Origin of the sequence: Xanthomonas sp. JAI131 (genome assembly GCF_013410075.1) — a bacterium.
In the GTDB taxonomy this organism is placed as follows: domain Bacteria; phylum Pseudomonadota; class Gammaproteobacteria; order Xanthomonadales; family Xanthomonadaceae; genus Xanthomonas_A; species Xanthomonas_A bonasiae.
Genome location: NZ_JACCCN010000005.1, coordinates 229,923 through 255,945, shown reverse-complemented (window position 1 = coordinate 255,945; position 26,023 = coordinate 229,923). Strand labels below are relative to the sequence as shown.

The 26,023-nt window shown below is 70.2% G+C and carries 12 protein-coding genes and 1 pseudogene; 7 read left to right on the top strand and 6 right to left on the bottom strand.

The window, feature by feature from the left end:
* Positions 1-10 precede the first annotated feature (10 nt).
* The 3 genes from HDC36_RS20675 to HDC36_RS20665 form a co-directional block, all read right to left on the bottom strand.
* Complete coding sequence (locus tag HDC36_RS20675; RefSeq protein WP_255432849.1) at positions 11-8,689, bottom strand: glucoamylase family protein; 8,679 nt, start codon at positions 8,687-8,689, stop codon at positions 11-13.
* Positions 8,690-9,166: 477 nt separating this feature from the next.
* A complete protein-coding gene (locus tag HDC36_RS20670; RefSeq protein ID WP_179570743.1) occupies positions 9,167-9,910 on the bottom strand; it encodes a FadR/GntR family transcriptional regulator in 744 nt (247 codons plus the stop codon).
* Between the two features lie 105 nt (positions 9,911-10,015).
* Positions 10,016-12,943 carry a TonB-dependent receptor gene (locus tag HDC36_RS20665; protein WP_179570742.1) on the bottom strand — a complete coding sequence of 976 codons (2,928 nt, stop codon included), beginning with the start codon at positions 12,941-12,943 and terminating at the stop codon, positions 10,016-10,018.
* Between the two features lie 281 nt (positions 12,944-13,224).
* Between HDC36_RS20665 and HDC36_RS20660 the strand changes: the two genes are divergently transcribed.
* The 7 genes from HDC36_RS20660 (at position 13,225) to HDC36_RS20630 (ending at position 22,055) form a co-directional block, all read left to right on the top strand.
* Positions 13,225-15,420 (top strand): polysaccharide lyase 6 family protein, encoded by a 2,196-nt coding sequence (locus tag HDC36_RS20660; protein WP_179570741.1) that lies wholly within the window; start codon positions 13,225-13,227, stop codon positions 15,418-15,420.
* Positions 15,417-17,660 carry an oligoalginate lyase gene (locus HDC36_RS20655; protein WP_255432848.1) on the top strand — a complete coding sequence of 748 codons (2,244 nt, stop codon included), beginning with the start codon at positions 15,417-15,419 and terminating at the stop codon, positions 17,658-17,660. The genes HDC36_RS20660 and HDC36_RS20655 overlap by 4 nt, the downstream gene beginning before the upstream one ends.
* A gap of 8 nt (positions 17,661-17,668) precedes the next feature.
* Positions 17,669-18,973, top strand: a complete 1,305-nt coding sequence (locus tag HDC36_RS20650) for an MFS transporter (RefSeq protein WP_255432847.1) — start codon at positions 17,669-17,671, stop codon at positions 18,971-18,973.
* Positions 18,974-19,012: 39 nt separating this feature from the next.
* Positions 19,013-19,765 carry a glucose 1-dehydrogenase gene (locus HDC36_RS20645; protein ID WP_179570739.1) on the top strand — a complete coding sequence of 251 codons (753 nt, stop codon included), beginning with the start codon at positions 19,013-19,015 and terminating at the stop codon, positions 19,763-19,765.
* A gap of 24 nt (positions 19,766-19,789) precedes the next feature.
* The gene (locus HDC36_RS20640; protein WP_255432846.1) at positions 19,790-20,998 is read left to right on the top strand and encodes an SGNH/GDSL hydrolase family protein; all 1,209 of its coding nucleotides are present in this window, start codon (positions 19,790-19,792) and stop codon (positions 20,996-20,998) included.
* A 330-nt stretch (positions 20,999-21,328) separates the two neighbouring features.
* Entirely contained in the window at positions 21,329-21,631 is a 303-nt protein-coding gene (locus HDC36_RS20635; RefSeq protein ID WP_179570738.1) for a hypothetical protein, read from the top strand.
* Positions 21,632-21,704: 73 nt separating this feature from the next.
* Positions 21,705-22,055: a nucleotide pyrophosphohydrolase gene (locus HDC36_RS20630; RefSeq protein WP_179570737.1), complete on the top strand. Its 351-nt coding sequence runs from the start codon at positions 21,705-21,707 to the stop codon at positions 22,053-22,055.
* Between the two features lie 238 nt (positions 22,056-22,293).
* Here HDC36_RS20630 and HDC36_RS20625 read toward each other — a convergent pair.
* The 3 genes and pseudogenes from HDC36_RS20625 to HDC36_RS20615 all read right to left on the bottom strand — a co-directional run.
* Positions 22,294-22,788: pseudogene (locus HDC36_RS20625) on the bottom strand (DUF6496 domain-containing protein); the annotation flags it as partial.
* A gap of 499 nt (positions 22,789-23,287) precedes the next feature.
* Positions 23,288-24,733 (bottom strand): DUF763 domain-containing protein, encoded by a 1,446-nt coding sequence (locus HDC36_RS20620; protein ID WP_179570736.1) that lies wholly within the window; start codon positions 24,731-24,733, stop codon positions 23,288-23,290.
* A 676-nt stretch (positions 24,734-25,409) separates the two neighbouring features.
* Complete coding sequence (locus tag HDC36_RS20615) at positions 25,410-26,006, bottom strand: TetR/AcrR family transcriptional regulator (RefSeq protein WP_255432845.1); 597 nt, start codon at positions 26,004-26,006, stop codon at positions 25,410-25,412.
* Positions 26,007-26,023: the final 17 nt, after the last annotated feature.

The window sequence follows — 26,023 nt, the reverse complement described above, 5'->3', positions numbered from 1 at the left end:
GCACGCGTGTTCATGCCGGCGCGCGCGGCTGCCGCCATTGCACGCGATGCGTCTTGCCGTCGTCGGCCAGCGCGATGCGCCCATCGCGCTGGCGCACGCCGTCCACGAACAGGCCGGCGCTGTCGGCAGGATCGGCGGCATCGCCTGCCTGCTCCGCTGCGTGCTGCAGCAGTTCGATGTGGTACGTGCTGCCGCCATGGCGGTACTGCAGTTCGCAGCGCTCCCAATCGGCCGGCAGGCATGGCCGCAGCTGCAGGCAGTCGCCTTCGCGCTGCAGGCCGAGCAGCGATTCGACCAGCAGCCGGTACATCCACCCGGCCGAGCCGGTGTACCAGGTCCAGCCGCCGCGGCCCACGTGCGGCGCCACGCCGTAGACGTCGGCGGCGAGCACGTAGGGTTCGACCTTGTAGCGCTCGTTGGCCATCGCATCCAGGCTGTGCTGGATCGGGTTGATCATCCGCGCCAGTTCCCAGGCGCGTTCGCCGTCGCCGAGCCGGGCGAAGGCCATCGCCGCCCACACCGCCGCATGCGTGTACTGCCCGCCGTTCTCGCGCACGCCCGGCACGTAGCCGCGGATGTAACCCGGATCGTGCTCGATGCGGTCGAACGGCGGCTCCAGCAGCTGGATCAGGCCGGCGTCGCGCTTGACCAGATGCCGGTCCAGCGCGGCCATCGCCTGCCGCGCGCGCGCCGGTTCGGCCGCGCCGGACAGCACCGACCAGCTCTGCGAGATCGAATCGATGCGACATTCGGCATTTTGCGCCGAACCCAGCGCAGTGCCGTCGTCGAACCACGCGCGCCGGTACCAGCCGCCATCCCAGGCGTGCGCCTCGAGATTGCCGCGCAGCGCATGCGCCGCCGCATCGCACTCGTCGGCGAAGGCCGCATCCTCGCGGCTGCGCGCCAGCGCCGCGAACTGCTGCAGCACGTGGTACAGGAAGAAGCCCAGCCACACGCTCTCGCCCTTGCCGCCCTCGCCCACCCGGTTCATGCCGTCGTTCCAGTCGCCGGTGCCGATCAGCGGCAGGCCGCGCTCGCCGAGCAGGGCCATGCCGCGGCGCAACGCCTGCACGCAGTGCGCATACAACGGCGCACGCTGGCTCGACGGCGCCGGCAGGTCGTAGTACGACTCCTCGTCGGCGCCGACGGCGCGGCCTTCGATGTAGCGCACGTCTTCGTCGAGTACGCCGCGGTCGCCGGTGACCTGCAGGTAGCGGCACGCCGCCAGCGGCAGCCACAGGTAGTCGTCCGAACAGCGCGTGCGCACGCCGCGGTCCTGCGGCGGATGCCACCAGTGCAGCACGTCGCCCTGCGGAAACTGGTGCGCGGCGCTGGCCAGCAGGTGCTCGCGCGCCAGTTCCGGGGTGGCGTGGACCAGCGCCATCATGTCCTGCAGCTGGTCGCGGAAACCGAACGCGCCGCCGGACTGGTAATAGCCGCTGCGCGCCAGGTAGCGGCAGGCCAGGGTCTGGTACGGCAGCCAGCCGTTGACCAGCAGGTCCACGCTGGGATCGGGCGTCTTCACCTGCAGCCCGCCAAGCAGCTGGCGCCAATGGATGCGCACCGCATCCAGCGCGTCGTGCGCGGCGTCGCGGCCGCGCATGCGCCGCGCCAGGTCCACCGCGGCATCGCGGTCCTTGCCGGCGCCGAGCCGGAACACGGTCTCGCACTCGGCGCCGGCGGCCAGGGTCAACGGCACCTGGATCGCCGCGCACGGATCCAACCCGGCGCCGAGGCGCCCGGACAGGCGTTCGCGGCGCAGCGCCTGCGGGTGGGCCATGTCGCCGTTGCGGCCGAGGAATTCGTTGCGGTCGCCGGTGCAACTGCGCGCGGTCGCATCCACGTCGAAGAACGCGGTACGCGCGGCGAACTCGGCGTTGTACGGATTGCAGGCCAGCAGTGCGCCGTGCGTGCCGTCCTGCTCGCTGACCACGTGCATCTGCGATTTCACCCGCAGGTCGCCCAGCACCCATTCCACATAGCCGGTCGCCGACAGGCGCCGGCTGCGCCCGGACAGGTTGCGCAGCTTCAGCACCGAGAACTTCACCGCTTCGTGCAGCGCCACGTACACCCACAGCTCGCTGGCGATGCCGTCCTGCACATGCTCGTAGACGCTGTAGCCGAAGCCGTGGCGGGTACGGTAGTCGCCCTCGCCGCGGCGCGGCAGCGCTTGCGGCGACCACACCCGGCCGCTGTCTTCGTCGCGCAGGTAGAACGCTTCGCCGCAGGTGTCGGCGACCGGGTCGTTGTGCCAGGGCGACAGGCGGAACTCGTGCGCATTCTCGAACCAGGTGTAGCCGGCGGCGCTTTCGCTGAGCACCGTGCCCAGCTGCGCATTGGCCAGCACGTTGGACCACGGCGCCGGCGTCGGCGCGCCCTCGCGCAGCGCCACCAGGTATTCGCGGCCGTCGGCGGCGAAGGCGCCGGTGCCGTTGTCGAACAGCACCTCGCCCTGCGCCGGCGCGAACGGCCACGGATCCTCGTGCGGGTCGCCGCTGGCGGCCGCGAACGGCGCCAGCGCCTGTGCGTGCTCCTGCGCCTCGGCCAGCGCGGCGGCCGGCAACGGCACCAGTTCCGGCATGCCGCGCGGCGGCGGCAGGTGCCGGCCGATCTGCGCGGCCAGGGTGCCGCGCTGGTCGCTGACGATGACCCGCGCCACCACCTGCAGCAGGATGCGGTCCTCCTGCGAGATGTTCTGCACCGGGCGCACGAAGATGCCGCCGGGGCGCTCCAGCACGCTGGCGTCCGGATCGGCCGCGACCATGCCCAGGATCTGTTCCTGCAGCTGTTGCCGGTAGCCGCTCTGGCTCTCGTTCCAGATCACCAGGTCCGCATGCAGGCCCTTGAGCCGCCAGTACGCGTGCGCCTGCACCATCTGCCGCACCAGTTCGATGTTGTCGGCATCGCCGATCTGCAGCAGCGCGATCGGCAGGTCGCCGGAGATCGCATGGCCCCACAGCCCGGACTGGCCGCGCCGGTTCTGCAGCAGCAGTTCGCTGTCGGCGCGCAGCGCCGGGTTCACGTACACCATCAGCCCGGCCAGGCGCTCGTACAGCTGCGCGTCGGCCTGCGAGGCGTTGATCTGGCGGCGCACCACCTGGCTGTGGGTCCAGGCCAGGTCGAACACGCGGTCGGCCAGGCGCCGGTCGCGGTACTTGTCGATCAGCGCCATGCACGCGGTACGGTCGCCACCGACGCCGTAGACCATGTCGATCATCGCGGTCTGCTCCGGTGCCAGCTCGATCCGGCAGCGGATCGCGACCACCGGGTCGAGCACCGAACCGGCGGTGTCGGACAGCGCCGCATCCCGGCTCAGCGCGCGCGGGGTGCGTGCCGTATTGCCGCGGCCGAGGAAGCGCGCGCGGTCGGTCTCGTAGGAAATCGCGCCGATGTGCGCATCGTGTACCGCCACCAGATGGAACATCCACGGCGCCACCTCGTCGTGCGCGCCGGTGCGCCGCGTGCACAGCAGCGCCTGCGTGTCGCGGGCGATCTCGGTCTGCACGAACAAGTTGCTGAAGGCCGGGTGCAGTTCGTCGGCGATGGCCGGCGCCAGCACCACTTCGGCATAGGTGGTGATCTCGATGGTGCGCGGCTGCCGCGAACGGTTGCTGACCCGCAGGCGGCGCAGCTCGATGTCGTCCTCGGCGGAGATCGCCACTTCCAGGTGCGTGTCGAAGCCGCGCTTGCGGCCGCGGAACTCGGCCTTGGCATCGGAGAAGATCGCCTCGTAGTGGTCCACCGCCACGGCGGTGGGCTGGTAGGCGGCCGACCAGTAGTCGCCGCTGTCCACGTCGCGCAGGTAGCAGAAGCTGCCCCAATGATCGCGGGTGGCGTCCTCGCGCCAGCGGGTGATGGCCATGTCGCGCATGCGGCTGTAGCCACCGCCGGCGCTGGTCAGCAGGCCGTGGTAGCGGCCGTTGGAGAGCAGTTGCACCGCCGGCCGCGGCGCGCTCGGATCGCGGAATACGCGCAGCTGGGTCTCGTCCTCGCGCGCGTCCTGAGGGCTGCGTGCGGCGCCGTCGGCCTCCTGCGGATGGAACACGCCCACCCGCGGGATCCGTTCCTGCAGCAGCAGCAAGGTGGCCTGGAATTCGGCATCGGCGGCGAAACGCTTCTGCATCGGCTGCTCGCGCAGCAGATGGTCCAGCGCCAGCAGGCCCATGCCCTGGTGATGCGCCATGTACGAACGGATCAGCGCATGGTCCTGCCCGGGCGGCACCCGGCTGGGGGTGTAGTCGATCGCCTCGTGCAGGCCGAAACGGCCGCCGAAACCGGACTCGGAAAGCCGCTGCAGGTTGGCGCAGGCCGCTTCCGGGGCCACCATCAGCGCCATCATGCTGGCGTATGGCGCGATCACCAAATCGTCGCCGAGCCCGCGCTTGAGGCCCAGCCCGGGCACGCCGAACGCACGGTACTGGTAGTTCATCCGCGCATCGACCGCGTTGTAGCCGGATTCGGAGACGCCCCACGGCACCGCGTGCCGCGCGCCGTGCGCGATCTGCGCGTTGACCGCATGCACGGCGGTCTGGTCGAGCAAGGTGTCGGCATAGCTGGGCATCACCAGCTGCGGCATCAGGTATTCGAACATCGAGCCGCTCCACGACAGCAGCGTCGCTTCGCCGTCGACCTCGGTGAGCTGGCGCCCGAGCGCGAACCAGCTTTCCTGCGGCAGCTGGCCCTGGGCGATGGCGACGAAGCTGCACAGCCGCGCCTCCGACGCCAGCAGGTCGTAGTAGCCCTGGTCCAGGCGCCGCTCGTCGACGTTGTAGCCGATCGCCAGCAGGCGCCGCGCCGGATCGTAGAGGAAGCCGTATTCCATCAGCGACAGTTGCCCGGCGATATGCGCCAGGCGCTCGAGCTGGTGGATGCGCGCGCGTGCGCGCTCGGCGGCCTCGGCGTTGCAGGTCTGCGCGGCCAGCGCGCGCAGCGTCGGCAACGCCGCCTCGGTCGCCGGCAGGCACGCGTCGTCGCGATCCGGCGCCGTCGCCCACGGCGCGAATTCGTGCAGTTCCTGCTGCGCCGCGTTGCACGCGTCCAGCAGGACCTGCGGCCAGTGCGGCGCCAACGCGTCGGCGGACTGCTCCGTAGCGGCGGCCGGCGGCGGCCAGCGCTCGGCGATCGCGGCCGCCTGCACGGCCAGCGCAGCCAGTGCATGCCAGGTCTGCGGCAGCGTCTGCGGCGGGGCCGCGCACAGCGCCTGCAGGCGCTGATCGACGTCGTGCAGCGCCGCCTGCGGCACCGCCGCTGCGGCAGGATTGTCGTGCGCGGCCTCGCGCAGCACGCCGAACGTGTCGGCCAGCCCGTCGAAGGTGGCCGTGGCCAGCAGCGGCGCATCGCACAGCGCCAGCAGCCCCTGGCGCAGGGTCAGCAGATGCCCGGCCAGGTTGCCGCTGTCCACCGTCGACAGATAGGCCGGCGGCAGCGGCAGCAGGGTCTCGGTGTCGTACCAGTTGTAGAAATGGCCGCGATGGCGCGGCAGCGTCTCCATCGTCGCCAGAGTCAGCCGGGTGCGCTCGATCACCCCGCCCGGCTGCAGGTAGCCCAGGTCGTAGGCGGCCAGATTGCCGAGCAGGGCCAGGCCGATATTGGTCGGCGAGGTGCGCCGCGCCACCACCAGTTGCGGATGTTCCTGCACGTTGTCCGGCGGCAGCCAATGGTCCTGCGCGCGCACGTGCACTTCGAAGAACGCCCAGGTGCGGCGCGACAGCCGGCCGAGGAAGGCGCGCTGCGGCGGCGCCAGCTGCGCGCGGCGCGGCGCGGCGGCATGACCCATCCACGCCATCACGGCCGGCGCGACGATCCACAGCGCCACGATCGGCGCGGCGACCCACAGCGCATGCGGCTGCCGCCAGGCCAGCACGGCCAGCAGCGCCAGCGCGCACAGCGCCGCCGGCGCCATCCCGCCCAGCTCCGCCGCATTGCCGCGACCGAGGCTGCGCGCCACGTCGCCGGATGCATGCCATTGCAGCAGGCGGCGCCGGCTGACCAGCATGCGCCACAGCGTGCGCACGATCGCCGACGCCGCGTAGCCGGCCTCGTACGGCAGGCACGCCAGCGCCACCAGTGCGCGCTGCAGCTGCGTCGCCCAGGCCTTGCCCAGCGTGCCCAGGTGCATGCGCCAGGCCATGTCCACCGGCTTGGCGACGATGTCGTGCAACGCCGGCACCACGATCGGCAGCACGAACAGGCCCAGCAGCCAGGCGGTCCACGCCGCCGGCCGCGGCAGCCACAGCCAACCGGTCGCCAGCAACGCGGTGGCGGCGATCGGCACCAGGCTGCGGCGCAGGTTGTCCAGCAGCTTGCCGCGCGACAGCGCCGAGAGCGGATTGCGCCGGTAACGGCCGGCGGCGTCGGGCACCCACGGCAACAGCCACGGCAACAGCTGCCAGTCGCCGCGGATCCAGCGCGCGCGGCGCTTCACGTCGGCCGCATAGCGCGCCGGGTAGTCCTCGAACAGGCGCACATCGCTGACCAGGCCGGCACGCGCGTAGCAGCCTTCCAGCAGGTCGTGGCTGAGGATGCGGTTGTCGGGCAGGCGGCCGTCGAGCGCCTGCTCGAACGCATCCACGTCGTAGATGCCCTTGCCGACGAACGAGCCTTCGCCGAACAGGTCCTGGTACACGTCGGACACGGTGCGCGTATACGGGTCGATGCCCGGTTCGCTGCCGAACAGGCGCGCGTAGCGGGTGATGCGATGGCCGCTCATGCTGCTGCCCACGCTCGGCTGCAGGATGCCGTAGCCGCGGGTCACCCGGCCCAGCGCCGGATCGATGCGCGCGCGGTTCAGCGGATGCGCCAGGGTCGCGACGAACTCGCGCGCCGCGTCGCGCGGCAGCCGCGTGTCCGCGTCCAGGGTGATCACGTAGCGCACCTGCGCCAGCAGCGCGGTGCTGCCGATCACCGCACCGAAATCGGCGTCGGCGGCCCCGCCGCGCAACAGCCGGTTCAGCGCCGCCAGCTTGCCGCGCTTGCGCTCGTGGCCGATCCAGGCGCGCTCGCCGGCGCTCCACAGGCGCGGGCGGTGCAGCAGGAAGAAGCGGTCGCCGCGTTCCGGCGCGTAGCGCTGGTTGAGCCGCGCGATGTGCTGCGCGGCGTGGTCGAGCAGCGCCGCGTCGCCGGGCAGCGTCGCCTGCGCGGCGTCCAGGAAATCGGTCAGCAACGCGAAATGCAGCTGCACATCGCGATTGGCCAGGAACCGCACTTCCAGCGCTTCGGCCAGTTCGTCGATCGTGGCCGCGTCGCTGAGCATGCTCGGCACCACCACCAGGGTGCGCGCGCCCGCCGGAATGCCCTTGGAAAAGTCCATCCGCGGCAGCGTGCGCGGCGCCACCAGCAACGTCGCCGCCCAGTTGACCAACGCCACGCCCAGTTCGCTGAACACCAGCACGCCCAGCAGCGCGGTCGTCGCCCATAGCCATGCCGGCACCGTGGCCAGCGCATGCAGCTGGGCCAGCAATTTCCAGCTGCCGAACGCGGCGATGGCCGCGATCGGCAGCAGGTACGCCGGCAGCGGCAGCGTGCGCCGCGCCACGTGCGGCCGCCGACGTGCGCGCGGCAACGCGGCGATCGCCGCCGACAGGTCGCGCTGGCCATCGTCGACCAGGTAGTAGCCGACATGGCGCCGGTCGTCCACGGCCGCCGCCTGCGCCAGCTGCAGCACGCACTCGGCCACCGCGTCCTCGCTGGCGCCGCTGCGCCGCGCCAGCAGTTCGACGCTGTGCCGGTAGCTGTCGCGGGTCTGGAAATCCATCTGCGCGTAGGTGCCGTGCGGATCGCGGCGCAGGTGCGCTTCGACCGCGCTCAGCTCCTCGACGAACTCGCGCCAGTCCATCGTCGCCAGCAGACGCAGGCTGGCGATGCTGTTGCTGATCGAGACCTGGTCGGCCGCCTGCTGCTGGCTCTCCGCATGCACCATCTGGTCGATGCGCTGGCCGCCGTCGGCCAGCCACTGCTCGACCCAGGTCACCGGCATCGCCAGCACCCCACCGCGCCCGTGCAGCCCGCGTACCAGTTCGGCCACGAACGCGCCGGACAGCGGCGGCTGCGAGCGCGCCATGTCCGCGACCACCAGCACAACGCTCTTGGGGTCCTGCACGGCGGCGGTATTGAGCCGGTCGGCCCAGTCGCTGGCCAGGCGGTGGTCGATGCCGTCGCGCATCACCCGCGCCGCGACCCGGCGCAGGTTTTCCAGCAGGCCCAGGCGCAGCATGATCGGAATCGCCCACAGCTCGCCCAGCTTCAGCGGTGTCACCGTCTGGTAGGCGGCGATGAAGCGGCTGGCCATGTCGGCATCGATACGGCCGTCGCCGTGGGCGATCGCGTCCATCGACAACGCATAGACGCGCGGCAACCCGGCCGACGCGCCCTGCGCCAGCGCCGGCAGCTGGCGGCTGTAGCCGGCGGGCAGATGGCGCCGCGCGATCAGGATCTGTTCTTCGACCAGGTAGAAGTTGTCCAGCAGCCACTCGCCGGCCGGCGTGACGCGGATGTCGTCGCGGACCATCGCCGCGAGCATCGCCAGGGCGTCGCGCAACACGTCCTCGTTCTGTTTCAGCCGCGCCAGCAACACCTCGGGGCTGCGTCCGCCGCGCACCCGGTGACTACGCGCCAGGGCTTCGCCGTGCGCGGCCATCTGTTCGGCGCTGAGCAGTTGCGCGCGCAGCGGCTCCTCGGTCGGCAGCCGCATGCGGCCATGCTGCAGGAACATCGCGCGCACGCCGGAGAGGCCGCGCCGATAAGGAAGCAGCCGTCTACGCAACGCACGCCAGGGGGACGCCATGATGATCCAGAGGGGCCAAAGAGCCCGCTTGGCTTCATGCTTAACAGGCGCCGGCAGCGCCAGGCGTGAATGCGGGCAGCGCGGTGCACGCGATTGCCCGCCGTGCTTGCGTCGCTGCGCGAGACACAGCCGCGCTGCGGTTGACGCTGCGGTCGGCGCACGGCGCGCCGATGGCGTTCAGGTGCCGATGTCTGCGCCGTCGCCGCGTGGCGCAATGGGCCGCGATTGCGGCGCGATTGCGCAACAGGCGGACGCCGCAAAACGAGGCGAACACGTCCCGACGATGGCCGATAGCGGCGGCAACGACACGCCGCGCACGCATGTGCGGACGCGCGTCACGCCGCACCGCCGACACCGGCTGCAACGCCGGCAGCAGCACCCGGCTCAGATCCGCGTGGTGGCCAGGAAGCGCTCGCGGTCCTGCTGGGTGCGGCGGCGGATCTCGGCCAGGGCCTGGCTCTCGGTGGCTTCCAGCATCGACTCGAACAGGCGCTGGAAGTGATTGCGCATCGCGTTGCGCGAGGCCGCCGGATCGCGCGTCTTCAGCGCTTCCAGGATCGCGGCATGCTCGTCGGTGCGGGTCGCATCGTCCTGGTGGCAGACGTGCGCATACACCTGGCGCACCCGCGGCAGTTCGTTGCGCATGCGCCAGATCAGATGAATGCAGTATTCCACCACCGGATTGCCGGACAGGCGCGCGATCGCCAGGTGGAAGCGGCGGTCGTATTCGCCGGCCATTTCCTCGGTGGTGGCCGGATCGGACATCGCCGTCACCAGGGTCTGCAGTTCCTCGATGTCGGCATCGGTCAGGCGCCCGGCGGCCAGCGCCGCGGCTTCGGCCTCGATCACCGTGCGCGCGGCGGTCAGGTCGAAGGCGGTGACGTCGGGCAGCGCGCCCTGCGCATCGATCGGACGCGGCCGCACGTACACGCCCGAGCCGGTCTTGATCGCGATCCAGCCCTGCGCTTCCAGCGCGATCTCCGCCTCGCGGATGGTCACCCGGCTCACCCCGAACCGCTCGGCCAGATCGCGCTCGCCCGGCAGCCGCGAACCGGTCGGGAATTCTCCCGATTCGATCAGCGACAGGATCTTTGCGGCGATGGATTGGTAGAGGCGGCTTTCGGACATTCGCGCTAAGGACCCGTCGGTGAATTCCACAGCGGTGCCGGGACGACGCGCCGGCGCCTGCTGCGGCTCGAAAAACGGCGCGACCCGGGAGCCGCGCCGCTGCGTTCAGAACTTGTATCGTACACCGAAATATGCGCGCCGCCCGTAGCTCACGTACTCGCGGAAGTTGCCGTAGACAGGCTGGGATGCGACGCGCGGTTCGTTGGTCAGGTTCATCAGTTCCAGCGACAGCGACAGCTGCTTGGTGACCCGGTAGCGCGCGCGGAAATCCACGCTGGTGTTGTCGTCGTAGTAGCGGTTCTGCTGCGCGGTGTTGCCGGTGAAGTCCTGGTAGTACTTGGAGCGGTACTTGCCGATCGCCTGCATGTCGAAGCGGCCCAGTTCCCAGTACAGGGAGCCGGACAGCACATGCCGCGAGAAGCCGCTGAGCCCGGCCGGGGCCACGATCGCCGGGATCACCGTGCCGGTGACCGCATCCACCTGCTCGCCCAGGCGCGGATCCTGGGTCTCGTAGTCGGTGTCGGCGTAGTTGTAGCTGAGCTTGAAGCCGAGCCCGTCCAGCGGCTTGGGCAGGTAGGAGAAGCGGTGCGCGGCGCTGAGCTCGAAGCCGGTCAGCGTGCTCTTCTTGTCGGTGGTCACCTGGCGCGGCACCGGCACGGTAACGCTCTGTCCATCGACCACGAAGGTCTCGTCGAACAGCGCGGTCTCGGTACCGCCGTTGAACTGCTTCCAGTACACCGCGCCGGCCAGCATGCTGTCCTCGTTCGGATACCACTCCAGCGACACGTCGCCGTTCCAGGACATCAACGGCTTCGCCTCCGGGTTGCCGGTGGCGGTGATGCCGGCCAGCGCTTCTTCCAGGCTGGTGAAGTTCTCGGTGCCGGTGAGGTTGACGTTGCGGCCCGAGCCCAGCGCGGCGATGTCCGGACGCGACATCGCCCGGTAGCCGGCCACGCGCAGCAGCAGGTTGTCGCGCAGTTCGAAGGAGGCATTGGCGCTGGGCAGCAGCTTGTCGTTGCCGGCCTTGGCGACCAGGGTCTGATAGCGGCCGGTCGGCTGCAGGCGCAAGGTACCGGCGCCGTTGTCGATCAGGTCCAGGTCGGCGCGCACGCCTTGCGAACGCACGTCGGTCTTGACCCAGCGCAGGCCCATGTTGCCCGACACCGGCAGCCCGAACAGCGTGCTGCGGAAGTCGGCCATCAGGAACAGCGCCTTGGTCTTCTCCACCACGTCGACGTTGTTCGGATCCATGTAGTCCGGGTCCACGCCGGTGGCGCTGCTGCCGCGGAACGCTTCGTACAGGCAGCCCGGATCGAAGTACGCCCAGCTGGAGATGGTATTGCCGCTGGCCGCGTCCAGGAAATCGTCCTGCGGGAACGCCGCGCGGCAGGCCTGGTTGGCGGCGACGATCTGCGCGCGCCCGGTGCCGCTGGAGGCGATGTCGGTGGTGATGGTGTTGTCGAAGTAGCGGTAGTCGGCCTGGCTGGCGCGCAGGCCGAAGCTGAGCTTGGTCAGCAGGCCGTCTTCGGGCAGGTAGCTGACGTCGAACCGCCCGGCACGGATGCGGTGGTCGTTCTTCTCCTCTTCGGAGGTGACCCGTGCCGCGCCGGTATAGGCGTCCCAGTCGTTGACGTCGAACGCCGGATCGAGCGCGATGCTCGGCACGTCGCCGCGGTTGTCCCAGTCGTAGTTGACGTAGCCGGTGGCGCCACTGCTGATGCCCGGCACCACCGCGTTGTTGACGTCGCGGGCGTTGGCGCGCAGGCGGGTCATGCGCTGGGTGTCCTCGCGCACGGTGTGCGAGTAGGACAGGTCGGTGGCGATCTCCCAGGCCACGCTCGGGCGCAGCACGATGTTCAGGCCGCCGCCGGTGTATTCCTCGTTGCGGTCGTACAGGGTCGAGGTGGAATCGATCGAGGTGTTGCCCGAATAGCTGCGCAGCACGCCGTTGTCGTCGACCTGCCGATCGACGATGCCGCGGCGGGTGTTGGACAGACTCAGGTCGGAGCGTTTCTCGTGCCAGTTGCGGTCGGTGTGTTCGTAGTCGACGTTGACCTCGAGCACCTCGTTGGGTTTCCACTGCACCGCGGCGAACTCGGACTGGCGGTCGTTGCGCTCCTGCTTGAGCCGGTAGATGCGGCTGCTAGGCACCAGGTAGTACGGCGCGCCGTTGGCGATGGCGTTGGCGCCGACCTCGGCGCAATTGGCGTTGCGCACGTTCTGGGTGCCGTCGCAGGCGTACCAGGTGGAGCCGCTGGTCATGCTCTCTTCCGGATCGGTGCCGTCCAGCGCCTGCAGGCCGATCGACACGCCGAGCTTGCCGCCGTTGGCGAATTCGAACTGGTCGATGTAGCTGGCGGTGCCGCGCCAGCCGATGCCGTCCTTGTCGCGGTACTTGCTGTCGTACTCGGCCCAGCTGCCGCGCCCGTCGAACTGGATCGCGCGCTTGCCGTAGTCCAGCGGCTTGACCGTCTCCAGGCCGATGGTGCCGGCGACGCCGCCTTCGATCAGGTCGGCGCGCTGGGTCTTGTAGATGGCCACGGTGTTGATCAGTTCGGCCGGGAACATGTTGAAGTTCACCGAACGGTCGCCGCTGCCGTTGGTGATCTCGCGGCCGTTGAATTGGGTGCTGCTGAGGAACGCGCCCAGGCCGCGGATGGAGATTTCCGAGGCGCCGGTCTTGTCGCGGGTGGAGGCCGCGCCGGTCAGGGTCTCGATCGCGTCGGCCAGCGACGGCGCCGGCAGGTCGCCGATGTCCTCGGCCGAGAGCACGTCGGAGATCACCGTGTCGTCGCGCTTCTTGTTGATCGAGGACTGGATCGAGCCGCGGATGCCGGTGACCTGCACCTGGTCCAGCGTCGTCGCCCCGCTCGCCGGCGCCGGCGCCGTGGCGGTCGTGGCCGCAGCGGCAGGTGGCTCCTGCGCCCAGGCCGCGCCGCTGGTCAACGAGGCCGCGATGGCGCACGCCAGGACGCTGCGCAACGAACGCGCGCCGGCGCGCTTGGCGGACGGGGCCGCATAGGGGTGCCGCATGGTCTCTCCTCCCGAGTGAACGCCGTAAGGGCTACGACTTGGGAGCGGAGCCTTCACCGGTCCCCGACCAATGTCAACAAATTGGTAGAAATATCCGTCCAGGCCAATTGGTACGTGCGATTGATCTTATTTTATGTGCGCTTGCAGCACGAATTCCGCGCCAAATTACCTTTCCAGATAAATGATTTTTGGTATGCAGATCTGGTTGACGAGCGTTCGACCTCTGCTACCATCCGGCCCACGGCGGCGCCGCCACGGCACGCATCGAGAGGAGGCAGACCATGGCATCGAACGCCGCGTGCAACCGCTTCGCCCTGCTGTTCCTCGCCCTGGCCGCCGGCCAGGCCGATGCCGCCGACATCCTCGTCGCCACCCCGGCCGAGTACCGCGCCGCCACCGGCGCCCTGCAACCCGGCGACCACGTGATCCTGGCCAACGGCGAGTGGCGCGACTTCCAGATCGTGTTCGCCGGCACCGGCACCGCCGCGCAACCGATCCGCCTGAGCGCGCAGACCCCGGGCCAGGTCATCATCACCGGCCAGTCCAATCTGCGCATGGCCGGCGCCTATCTGGTGGTCAGCGACCTGGTGTTCCGCGACGGCTACAGCCCGACCGAGGCGGTGCTGTCCTACCGCGTCTCCAGCAAGGAGCGGGCGCGCCACAGCCGTATCACCCGGGTCGTGGTCGACCGCTTCAACCAGCCCGAGCGCAGCCGCTCGGACAACTGGGTGGCGATGTACGACAGCCACAACCGCTTCGACCACAACCAGCTGGTCGGCAAGAACAACGCCGGCCCGACCATGGTCGTGGTCCGCGATGCGGTGCAGGGCCTGGACAACCGCCACCGCATCGACCACAACTGGTTCGGCCCGCGCCCGAACTTGGGCGCCAACGGCGGCGAGACCCTGCGCATCGGCACCAGCAACGACGCCAGCTCCGCTTCCAACTCGCTGGTCGAGAACAACTGGTTCGAAGGCTGCGACGGCGAAGTGGAGATCGTCTCCAACAAGTCCGGCGGCAACACCTACCGCGGCAACGTGTTCAAGCGCTCGCGCGGCGCGCTGGTGCTGCGCCACGGCGACGGCAACCTGGTCGAGAACAACGTGTTCTTCGGCGACGGCAAGGACGACACCGGCGGCATCCGCGTCATCAACCGCAGGCAGACCGTGCGCAACAACTACCTGGAAGGGCTGGCCGGCGACGGCTATTCCTCCGCGCTTAGCATCATGTACGGCGTGCCCGATTCGCCGGCCAACCGCTACGTGCAGGTGCAGCAAGCGCTGATCGAGCACAACACCTTCGTCGCCGGCAAGCAGCTGTTCTTCGGCGCCGGCAAGGACGACGAACGCACCGCCGCGCCGATCGACAGCGATTTCGCCGACAACCTGATCGTCGCCGAGCACGACCCGGTGCGCGTGCTCGGCGACCTGTCCGGCATCGCCTTCGTCGGCAACCTGCAAAGCCCGGCCGCCTCGCCGCGCCTGCCCGGCGGGGTGACGGGCCGCACGCTGAGCATGACGCGCGCCGCGACCGGCCTGCTGGTCGCCGCCGATGCCGGCGGCATCGGTGCCGATCCGGCGCTGACCTATGTGCCGCGCGACGACGTCGGCGTGGCCTGGTATGCGAAGGAGACGGTGCCGGTGGCGCTGGACAGCGGCCGCCGCCAGCGCGTGCGGCCCGGCAACGACACGCTGGCGCACGCGGTGGCCGCCGCCGGTGCCGGCGATCGCCTGCAACTGGACGCCGGCCGCTACCAGATCGACCAGGTGCTGGCGCTGCGCCATCCGCTCAGCGTCGAAGGCCCGGCCCGCGGCCAGGCGCAGATCGCGTTCTCGCGCGCCACCCTGTTCCAGATCGAGGCCGGCGGCGCGCTGAAGCTGGCGCGGCTGCAGATCGACGGCAGTGCCGCGCCGGACGAAGTGGGCAATGCGGTGATCCGCACCGCGCCCGGTTCCAATGCGGCCAACTACGCCCTGATCGTCGAGGACAGCCGCATCCACGGCCTCACCGTCAACCGCGGCTTCGACGTGATCGCGCTGGGCAAGGGCACCCTGGCCGAGCGCATCGCGCTGCGCCGGGTGGTGGTGGAAGACGTCTCCGGCGCGGTGCTGTCGGCGCATGCGGAAACCGACGACCGCGGCACCTACAACGCCGAGTACGTGGAGATCGCCGATGCGCAGTTCCGCCGCATCGGCGGACCGGCGGTCGATCTGTACCGCGGCGGCCGCGACGAGAGCACCTTCGGCCCGGTGTTGACGATCGACCGCTCGCGCTTCGAGCGCGTCGGCGGCGCCGATGCGCCGTCGCTGCGCCTGCACGGCGTGCAGCGCACCTTCCTGCACGACAACCACTTCATCGACAGCGCCGCGATCAGCGACGTGCGCACCACCGGCACGCCGCAACTGATCGCCACCCGCAACCAATTCCTCGGCACCCCGGCCCTGCCGGCCGATGCCGGCGCGGAGCCTTTGCTATGACCCGATCCACTCGCCTGATGCTGCTGGTGCTGGCCGTCGCCGCCAGCGCGCCCGCCGCCTGGGCCGCGCCTGCCGCGACGCCCGCGGCCCCGGCCGCGAGCGACACTGCCGCCAGCGACGCCGCCCCGGTGCTGGTCACCGCCGCGCAATGGCGGCAGATGGCCAGCGATGGCGCGCGCTATCCGCTGTTCGCGCGCGAGCAGGCGCGCGCCGAAGCCAGCCTGCGCAAGGCGATGCAGGCCGGCATCGACGTGCCGCTGCCGAAGGACCCCGGCGGCGGCGCCAGCCACGAGCAGCACAAGCGCAACTACCAGGCGATCCAGGCCGCCGGCGCGCTGTACCGGCTCACCGGCGAGCGCGCCTACGCCGACTACGCGCGCGACCTGCTGCTGGCCTACGCCAAGCTGTACCCGACCCTGGGCGCGCATCCGGCCGGGCGCGGCCAGGTGCCGGGCCGGCTGTTCTGGCAATCGCTCAACGACTCGGTGTGGCTGGTCTACGCCGCGCAGGGCTACGACGCGATCCGCGACAGCCTCACCCCTGCCGATCGCGACACCATCGACCAGCAGGTGTTCCGGCGCATGGCGCACTTCCTGTGCGACGAGAGCGCGGACAACTTCGACAAGATCCATAACCACGCCACCTGGGCGGTGGCCGCGGTCGGCATGACCGGCTACGTGCTGCGCGACCGGACGCTGGTCGACAAGGCGTTGCGCGGCAGCAGGCAGGACGGCAACGCCGGCTTCCTCAAGCAGATCGATCAACTGTTCTCGCCCGACGGCTACTACGCCGAAGGCCCCTACTACCAGCGCTACGCGTTGGCGCCGTTCGTGCTGTTCGCCAACGCGATCGACCGCAACCAGCCGCAGCAGAAGATCTTCCAGCGCCGCGACGGCGTACTGCTGAAGGCGGTCGATACGCTGGTGCAGAGCAGCTACGCCGGCTACTTCTTCCCGATCAACGACGCGATCCTGGACAAGGGCCTGGACACCGAGGAACTGGTCGCCGGCCTCGGCATCGCCTACGCGCAGACCCACGACGCGCGGCTGCTGTCGATCGCGCAACGCCAGCAGCGCGTGCTGCTGACGCCCGAGGGCCTGGGCGTGGCCGCGGCGCTGGCGCAGGACAAGGCCAAGCCGTTCGCGTTCCGCTCCGCGCTGCTGCGCGACGGCGCCGATGGCGATCACGGCGCGCTGGCGATCCTGCGCGCCGGCGGCGAGGACGGCCAGACCCTGGTGATGAAGAACACCTCGCAGGGCATGGGCCACGGCCACTTCGACAAGTTGAACTGGCTGTTCTACGACAACGGCCAGCGCGTGGTCACCGACTACGGCGCGGCGCGCTTCCTCAACGTGGAAGCCAAGTCCGGCGGCATCTACCTGCCCGAGAACACCAGCTGGGCCAAGACCACGGTGGCGCACAACACGTTGGTGGTGAACGAACGCAGCCACTTCGACGGCGACTGGCGGGTGGGCGAGGACTACGCGCCGACGCCGCTGCTGTTCGCCCGCGACACCGACACCCAGATCGTGTCCGCGCGCATGGATCACGCCTACGAAGGCGTCAGCTTCACCCGCACCCAGGCGCTGCTGACGCATCCGGATCTCGGCCTGCCGATCGTGATCGACCTGCTGCGCGTGCACGGCGCCAAGCCGGCACGCTACGACCTGCCGCTGCACTTCAACGGCCACATCATGCAGGTCGGCTTCGACGCCAAGCGCGCGCTGGCCGAACGCCCGGTGCTGGGCAAGGCCAACGGCTACCAGCACCTGTGGGTGGACGCGAGCAGCGACGCGTCGCAAGCGCCGCGCAGCCTGAGCTGGCTGCTGGACGGGCGCTTCTACACGTATCGCTTCGGCAGCAGCGGGCCGTCGCGCGCGATCCTGGCCGAGAGCGGCGCCAACGACCCGGACTTCAACCTGCGCCGCGAACCGATGCTGCTGCAGCGCGTGGACGGCCAGGCCGACGTGAGCTTCTTCGGCGTGCTGGAACCGCATGGCGAATACAACGGCACCGCCGAATACGTGCACGGCGCCGACAGCCGCATCCGCGCCATCGCCCGCGTGCGCGGGGACGATGCCGAGGTGATCGTGCTGACCCTGACCTCGGGCAAGACCCTGGCGCTGGCCGTGGCCGACGATGCCGCCGCCGAGCGCGAACACAGCGTGCAGGCGCAGGGCCAGCGCTACACGTGGCGCGGCGGCTATGCGCGCTTCGACCGCGCGGCGGGCGGCAAATGAGCACGCCCATGTCCGGTGCAGGCGCGGCAAGACCAACCAAGCGCAGCGCGGTGCGCTGGATGATCGTGGGCCTGATCGCGGTGGCCACGGTGATCAACTACATCGACCGCAACGCGCTGGCGGTGATGTGGCCGGCGATCTCGCAGGACATCGGCGCGACCAAGGAAGACTACGCGTTGCTGGTGACCATCTTCATGCTGTTCTACGCCGCCGGCCAGTTCGTGTTCGGGCGCCTGTTCGACATCATCGGCACGCGCATGGGCTTCGCGCTGTCGATCGCGGTGTGGTCGATCTCGATCGCGCTGCATGCGCTGACCCATTCGATCGTCTCCTTCAGCATCGTGCGGGCGATGCTCGGCATCAGCGAGGCCGGCGCCTGGCCGGGCGCGGTGAAAGCCAACGCCGAGTGGTTCCCGGCGCGCGAGCGCGCGCTGGCGCAGGGCATCTTCAACGCCGGCGCCTCGATCGGCGCGATCGTGTCGGCGCCACTGATCGCGCTGCTGTTCCTGTGGCTGGGCTGGAAAGGCACCTTCGTGCTGGTCGGTGCGCTCGGCTTCGTGTGGCTGCTGCCGTGGCTGGTGATCTACCGCGCCGGCCCCGACAAACACCCCTGGGTGGATGCCGCCGAACGCGCGCTGATCCTGGACGCGCCCGCCGACGGCAGCGCCGCGGACAAGCCGGCCTACCTGCCGAGCCTGCGCCAGATCATGTCGCACCGGCAGAGCTGGGGCATCGTGCTGTCGCGCTTCTTCATCGACCCGATCTGGTGGCTGTTCGTGTCGTGGCTGCCGATCTACCTGGCCGAGACCTTCCATTTCGACATCAAGCAGATCGGCGCGTTCGCCTGGGTGCCGTTCGTCGGCGCGATGCTCGGCAGCCTGTCCGGCGGCTGGCTGTCCGGGCGCCTGATCGCGGCCGGCTGGAGCGTGGACCGCGCGCGCAAATGGACCATCACCCTGGGCGGCGCGATCATGGCCCCGGCGCTGCTCGGCGCGGTGCTCGCCGCCGACCCGACCATCGCGGTGCTGACCATCGCCGCGGTGCTGTTCGGTTTCCAGATCGCGATCGGCAACATCCAGACCCTGCCCGGCGACCTGTTCGACGGCAAGTCGGTCGGCTCGCTGGCCGGCATCGGCGGCATGGCCGCGGTCGCCGGCACCCTGATCACCACGTGGCTGGTGCCGGTGATGACCGCCCACTCCTATGCGCCGATGTTCATTCTCGTCGCCGCCCTGGTGCCGGCCTCGCTGGCCGCGCTGTGGCTGGTGACCGGCCGCATCGAAAAACTCGACGATCCCGCCACCGGCGGCTGATCGCATCCCCTTTCCCCACAACGCAAGGACTCATCGCGCATGCAATTCAAAGACAAGGTGGCCATCGTCACCGGCGGCGGCCGCGACATCGGCCGCGAGGTTTCGCTGAAGCTGGCCGCGGCCGGCGCCAAGGTGTGCATCAACTACGCCAACGACGCGGCCAGCGCCGAGGAAACCCTGCGCCAGATCCAGGCCGCCGGCGGCCAGGCCATCGTGCACCGCGCCGATGCCGCCGACGCGCAGGCCGTGGCCGGGCTGGTCGCGGCGACGCAACAGGCGTTCGGCCCGCGCATCGACGTGCTGGTCAACGTCGCCGGCGGCATGCTCGCGCGCAAGCCGCTGGCCGACATCGACGAAGCCTTCTTCCATCAGGTCATGGACCTCAACCTGAAGTCGGTGTACCTGACCACGCAGGCGGTGGCGCCGCACATGCAGGCCGGCGCGGCGATCGTCAATTTCGCCTCGCTGGCCGGCCGCGACGGCGGCGGTCCCGGCGCGGCGATCTACGCCACCGCCAAGGCCGCGGTGATGACCTTCTCGCGGGCGATGGCCAAGGAACTGGGCCCGCGCGGCATCCGCGTCAACGCGCTGTGCTGCGGCATGATCGCCACCCGCTTCCACGACGACTTCACCAAGCCGGAAGTGCGCGCCTTCGTCGCCAACGCCACCCCGCTGCGCCGCGAAGGCCGTGCCGAGGAAGCCGCCGACGCGGCGCTGTACCTGGCCTCCGATGCCGCGAGCTTCATCAATGGCGCCAATCTCGACGTCAACGGCGGCGTGTACTTTTCCTGACCCGAACGCGTAGGAGCCACGCTCATGTCGTTGCGATTCCCGCCCTTGCGGCCGTTGTTGTGGAGGGGCGCGGTCGCCGCCGCGCTCGCGCTGTGCATGGCGCTGCCGGCGGCGGCGCAGCAAGCCGCGCATTGGCTGCCGGCGTGGATCGCCTCGCCCACGCCGGACCGGCTCGACGGTCCGGCCGGCAGCTCCTTGCAGTTCGAGCGGCAGAGCGTGCGCCAGGACATGCGCCTGGGCACCGCCGCGCAGGCCTTGCGCTTCCGCATCAGCAACGAACTGGGCACCGCGCCGCTGAAGATCGGCGCGGCATCGGTGCGCCTGGCCGGTGCCGCCCGGCCGGCGCAGCCGGTCTTGTTCGACGGCCGCCGCGAGATCGTGCTGCCGCCCGGCGGCGTCCTGCTCAGCGATCCGGTGGCGCTGCGCGCGCCGGCCTTGGCCGAGATCGCGCTGACCCTGTATTTCCCGGAGGCCACGCGGCCGGCGGTGCGCCGCACGGCGGTGCGCGTGGCCGAGGGCGATGTCGACGTGAGCGACGCCACCGCGCTGAGCTACCGGCAGAACGTGGTGTCGGCGGTGTACGCGCAGACCACCGCGGCGCCGCGGGTGGTGGTGGCGCTGGGCGATTCGATCACCGAAGGCGCCACCGCCGCGCGCGGCAGCAACGGCGACTGGCCGGCGCTGCTGGGCAAGCGCCTGGAGCAGGCCTGCCCGGGCCAGGTGGTGGTGCTCAACGCCGGCATCAGCGGCAACAAGCTGCTCGACGCCGGCCGCAGCCCCAGCGCCCTCGCGCGCCTGGACCGCGACGTGCTGGCGCTGCCCGGCGTCGACCAGGTGCTGCTGTTCGAAGGCATCAACGACATCCGCCACAGCGGGCCGCCGGCGTTCGCGCCCGGACGCACCGCGGCGGACATGCAACTGGGCTACCGGCAAGTGGTCGAACGCCTGCGCCAGCACGGCATCGCCACGATCGGGGCGACGCTGACCCCGTTCGGCGCATCGGAACGCTACGAACCCGTGTCCGCCGCGACGCGCCAGGCCTTGAACGCCTTCATCCGCGACGGCAAGACGTTCGACGCGGTGATCGACTTCGACGCGATCCTGCGCATGCCCGACAACCCCGAATCGCTGCCGGCCGCCATCACCCGCGACCACCTGCATCCCAACGACGCCGGCTACGCGCGCATGGCCAACGCCATCGACCTGTCGCTGTTCGGCTGCAAGGCGCGCTGACGGCGGCGCCGCTTCCGCGACCGCGGCCTGTCGGCAAGCTCCTTTTTTACAGAGATCCCCGACACTGTGGGAGCGACTTCAGTCGCGACGGGCATGACCGACCAAGCCCTTCGCGAGCGAAGACCCGAAATCACCGGCAGACGCCCCGCACAGACGGCATCGATCTGGATCGAGCAAGCGCTGAGGCCCGTCGATGCGATCGGGATAGGCTATCCCCATGACAATGCACACCCAGCCCTGCCCGCTCGGCCGCACTCACGTCGCGCTCCCGCCCCTCCCGCGTCGTCACGGCCGCTGCGCGAACGGGACGCGCCACCAGACAGCCGCATCATGAGCGCCGCGCACTTCCGCGTACTGGACCACGCCGCGCATGCCTGGTTCCTGCTGCAATCCGGCACGGAGCGCTTTCTGGACGTGAACTGCAACGCGTCCGCGTTCGGCTACTCGCTGTTGATCCGGCTCGACCCCGACGAATGCGCACAGGTACAGCAGGGCGGACACGCCGCCTGCGACGCCCTGGCCACCCGAATCCGCGACACCGCGTCGCCGCGGCACCCGCGCGATGCGTCGCGCGATCACGGCGAAGCGGTATCCGATGCCATCGCCCGCTGGCGCGAGGAAAGCGGCCACTGAGGCCGCGCCGCGGCCGCCGCGAGCGGATCCGGCGGTGCATTACCATGCACGTTCCCGCCCGCGGATCCAGCCCATGCCCGACAGCCTCCACGACCTGCAAGCCGCCCAGCGCGCGTTCGCCGACGCACGCGACTGGGGCCAGTTCCACACCCCGCGCAACCTGGCCGCGGCGCTGTCGGTCGAGGCGTCGGAACTGCTCGAGCATTTCCAGTGGCTCACCGACGAGCAGAGCCGGCAACTGTCGGACGACAAGAAGGCCCAGGTCGGCAGCGAAGTCGCCGACGTGCTGCTGTACCTGCTGCAGCTGTGCGACAAGCTGGGCATCGACCCGATCGAAGCGGCGCGGCAGAAGATGCAGGTCAATGCCGCCAAGTACCCGGTGGATCGCGCCAGGGGCCGCATCACCAAATACACCGAATTGTAGGCGCCGCCTCACGCCCGCCGTTGTAGGAGCGGCTTCAGCCGCGACAGGCTCTATCCGTAGCGTCTGTCGCGGCTGAAGCCGCTCCTACAAGAGATTGAGGGGTGAAAGAAGCCTTCAAGGCCTTTGCCCCCTACCGCGCGGCGGCCTTCTTCGCAGCACGCTTGCGCGGCGCACGCTTCGTGGCCGCCGTCTTCTTCGCCGCGGGTTTCCTTGCAGTGGTGGCACCGCTCGCGGCCTTCTTCGCCCGCGTCCGCGCCGCCTTCTTCGCCGCGCTCTTGCGCACGCTGGCGCCCTTGGTCTGTGCGGCTTTCTTCGCCGCGGCCGAACGGCTGCTGGCGGTGCGCTTCTTGGCCGCCGTCTTGGCCTGCGTGGACAAGGCCTTCTTGCCCACGGTCCGCGTGGCGGTCTTGCCCTTGCTGGCGGTCTTCAGGGCTTTCTTGGCGCCGCGCGAACGCGTCGGCGATGGCGCGCCGGCCTTGCCGCCCTTCGCCTCTTCCTGCGCGACCTTGTTCTTGGTGGACTTGGACGCGGTCTTGGACGCACCGGTCTTGACCCCGGCGCGGCGCGCCTTGGACAGGCCGATGGCGATCGCCTGCTTGGTCGATTTCACCGTGGTCTTGCCCTCGCGCACCCGGTCGATCTCCTCGCGGACGAATTCGCCGGCCTGGGTGCTGCCCGCCTTGCCTTCGCGCTTGGCGCGCTTGACGCGGGCGGTGGTGGATTGCGTCGGCATGTCGTTCTCCTGCATGCGGCCGGAACTGGCCATCGCCACAGGTGTAACAAACAAAAAGTAAAGAACCGGCATAGACCATGCGAAGCCGATGTGCACTGCGCGCAGTGCGCTTTGCGGGTGCGCAGCGGTGCGATGCCGCGAGCACACGCCGGCCGACACGTACGCGCGCAGCTCGACATGACCGGGTGATACGCAAGACAGACCGCACTTGCGTTCGAACGTGTCGCTCACCCGCCCTGGCAAGACGCGATACACGCCGCCATGCCGCCACCGCAGCGCGCTCGCCAGATCCGGGCGGCCACGCTGCGCACGCATCGCATTGCCGGTGCCACGCGACGTTTCCTGGGCGATGTTCCCGAAGTCGTCATCCCTGGCTGCCGGCAGATCTCGCGCTTCGTCCCCGCCGGACGTCGACCAGCGCACCAAGCGCCTGGCATTGCCGGGCGATCGGGCTCCCGCGCGCCGCTGCCGGCGCGCGCACCGCTCCTGGTGCAGCGAGCTACTGGCGACGCACGCGTCGGGTTGGCGCATCGCCGGCGGCACTCGCCGCGTCGACCGGAGCAGGCTCCCAGCCGAACACGCTGCGCCCGCCGTACCCGTGCGACGCGCGCCGCTCCTCGGCGATCAGCGCCTCCACCGACGGCCCGCGCGCGTGCGGCTCGAGCAGGCGCGCCTGCGCATCCAGCCGGCGGATCGCCTCCAGCTTTTCCTCGCGGCCCAGCCTGGCCTGCGCCACCGCGGTCTTGAGCACACCGATGGTGTGGTCGTAGACGCGGGTCGGCACCGGGAACGGATGCCCATCCTTGCCGCCATGCGCCATCGAGAACCGTGCCGGATCGGTGAACCGGCACGGCGCGCCGTGCAGCACCTCGGCCACCAGCGCCAGTGCGCGCACGGTGCGCGCGCCGACGCCCGGCACCTGCAGCAGTTCGGTGAAATCCTGCGGCCCGCATTCGGCCGCCGCGGCCAGGTTGCCGTGCAGGCGCCGGGTCACGATGTCGCTGCCACGCACGTCGTGGTGGTCGGGCAGCGACAGGTGCGGCAGACCGGGCGGCCTGCGCGCCGGCATCGCCTCGGGCGTGGCGGCGAACAGGTCGCCGCTCGGCGCGAACAGCGTGTCGGCCGCCACGTTGCGCGCGCCCGGCGCCGCGTGCGCGGCGACCATCGCGCCGTGCACCGAGTTCGCGCCGGCGACTGTCGCCGCACGCGGCGCGGACGCCGCCGCGTTCGCCGAAGACGCTTGCAACGCGCCGTATTCCTGCGCGATCCGGTCCGGCCCCAGCGCCTGCAGCAGTTCCACCTGCGCCGCCCGCGAGGCGGCCGCGCGATGGTCGGCAAGATTGACGATGCGGCCCTGCCCCGGCCCGTCGATCGCCGCATGCGGCGCATCGACGAAGCTGTTCAGCCCCTCGGACAGCCAGTGATAGCGCCGCGCCTGCTTGCTGGCCCCGTTCATGCCCTGCTGCACCACCACCCACTGCCCGTCGTCGCTGACGATGAACCCGTGCAGATACAGATCGAACCCGTCCTGCACCGCGGCGCTGTCCACCTTCGCCACCAGCCGGCTGACGCGCGCCAGGCCGGCGCCGTCCAGCCCGGTGCGCTCGCCCACCGCGCACAATTCGTCGGGCGTGGCGCGCGAATGCCGCCCGCGGCCGCCGCAGACATGGATGCCCAATTCGGCGGACAGCGGCGTCAGCCCGCGCTTCAGCGCGCCCAGCACGCTGGTGGTGATGCCCGAGGAATGCCAGTCCATGCCCATCACCGCGCCCAGCGACTGGAACCAGAACGGATGCGCCAGGCGCCGCAGCAGTTCGTCGCGGCCATAGCTGTGCACGATGGCCTGGCACATCACCGCGCCGAGCCGGGTCATGCGCTCGCCCAGCCAATGCGGCACGCGGCCGCCGTGCAGGGGCAGATCGGCGCTGCCGGAACGTCGGCTCATGCGCGGAACTCCGGAGAAAAACGGATCGCCAGCGTAGCCAGCCCGCGTCGCATCGCGCGATTCGTCGACCGTGGCGAGACTGAGTGATTCAGCGAGGAAGCCATGCGAGTTCCATCTCCATGTAGTCGGGGCTGAAGCCCCTCCCACAGTGCACCCGGCCGACCGCAAGCCCCTGTAGGAGCGGCTTCAGCCGCGACACGCCAAACGACGCGCCTATCAGCCTGTGATGGATGAGAGACCGACCGCGAGTCCACCACAAACCTCCGCCACAACACAAAAGCCAAAAAGCCGCGCGACTTCCAGCCTCATGCAGTCGCGGCTGAAGCCCCTCCCACAATGCACCCAGCCAACTCACCGCAAGCCCCTGTAGGAGCGGCTTCAGCCGCGACACGCCAAACGACGCGCCTATCAGCCTGTGATGGCTGAGAGACCGACCGCAAGTCCACCACAAACCTCCACCACAACACAAAGCCAAAAAGCCGCGCGACTTCCAACCTCATGCAGTCGGGGCTGAAGCCCCTCCCAGAATGCACCCAGCCAGTTCGCCGCATGCCCCTGTAGGAGCGACTTCAGTCGCGACGAACGAAGCGGTGCACTTCACGGCGTCGGACTCGATCGGCGCCGAAGCCCTTGCTTGAGGAACGATCCGCAGCGCGAATCGCGATGATCCAACGACTCAGTCGCTGCCGCGCTTCCGCTTCGCCGTCGCCGTCGCCGCAACTACAGCCTTGCCTGCCCCCTCACCCGCGCGCACCGTCGCCAGCGTCATCGCGATGAGTCCGCCGATCAGGCGCCGCAGGTCGGCCTCGTTGTCGGCCGAGGCCTTCAGGCTGGTGGTGGCCAGGCGCAGGATGTAGCCGAGATCGGCCGCCGACAGCGGCGCCTGCGCTTGCACTTCCGGCTGCAGCGTCGCCACCAGTTGCGCCTCGAACTGCGCGTACAGCGCAGCCAGCGCTTCCGGCGCGTAGTCGCCGCACTTGGCCAGCAGCTCGGTGGCGTTTTCCGAATCGATCACCGCGGCCACCGGTTCCAGCACCCAGATGTCGAACAGATGCCGCAGCCGCGTCGCCAGGTCCTGCCCCGGACGCAACCGCACGCCGGATTCGGCCAGGCACTGGTCGCGCTGGCGCAGCACCATCGCCGCGAAGATCGCCTCCTTGTTCGGGAACGACGCGTACAGCGACGGCCGCGACATCTGCGCCGCCGCGGCGATATCGCCGATGCCGACCTTGCGGTAGCCGTGGCGCAGGAACAGCTGGAAGGCGGCATCCATGATGCGCGTCTCCTTGC

Coding starts and splice junctions, on each gene's coding strand:
- HDC36_RS20675 (WP_255432849.1), bottom strand. CDS start 8,689: ATGCGGCTGCCGACCGAGGAGCCGCTGCGCGCGCAACTGCTCAGCGCC.
- HDC36_RS20670 (WP_179570743.1), bottom strand. CDS start 9,910: ATGTCCGAAAGCCGCCTCTACCAATCCATCGCCGCAAAGATCCTGTCG.
- HDC36_RS20665 (WP_179570742.1), bottom strand. CDS start 12,943: ATGCGGCACCCCTATGCGGCCCCGTCCGCCAAGCGCGCCGGCGCGCGT.
- HDC36_RS20660 (WP_179570741.1), top strand. CDS start 13,225: ATGGCATCGAACGCCGCGTGCAACCGCTTCGCCCTGCTGTTCCTCGCC.
- HDC36_RS20655 (WP_255432848.1), top strand. CDS start 15,417: ATGACCCGATCCACTCGCCTGATGCTGCTGGTGCTGGCCGTCGCCGCC.
- HDC36_RS20650 (WP_255432847.1), top strand. CDS start 17,669: ATGTCCGGTGCAGGCGCGGCAAGACCAACCAAGCGCAGCGCGGTGCGC.
- HDC36_RS20645 (WP_179570739.1), top strand. CDS start 19,013: ATGCAATTCAAAGACAAGGTGGCCATCGTCACCGGCGGCGGCCGCGAC.
- HDC36_RS20640 (WP_255432846.1), top strand. CDS start 19,790: ATGTCGTTGCGATTCCCGCCCTTGCGGCCGTTGTTGTGGAGGGGCGCG.
- HDC36_RS20635 (WP_179570738.1), top strand. CDS start 21,329: ATGAGCGCCGCGCACTTCCGCGTACTGGACCACGCCGCGCATGCCTGG.
- HDC36_RS20630 (WP_179570737.1), top strand. CDS start 21,705: ATGCCCGACAGCCTCCACGACCTGCAAGCCGCCCAGCGCGCGTTCGCC.
- HDC36_RS20620 (WP_179570736.1), bottom strand. CDS start 24,733: ATGAGCCGACGTTCCGGCAGCGCCGATCTGCCCCTGCACGGCGGCCGC.
- HDC36_RS20615 (WP_255432845.1), bottom strand. CDS start 26,006: ATGGATGCCGCCTTCCAGCTGTTCCTGCGCCACGGCTACCGCAAGGTC.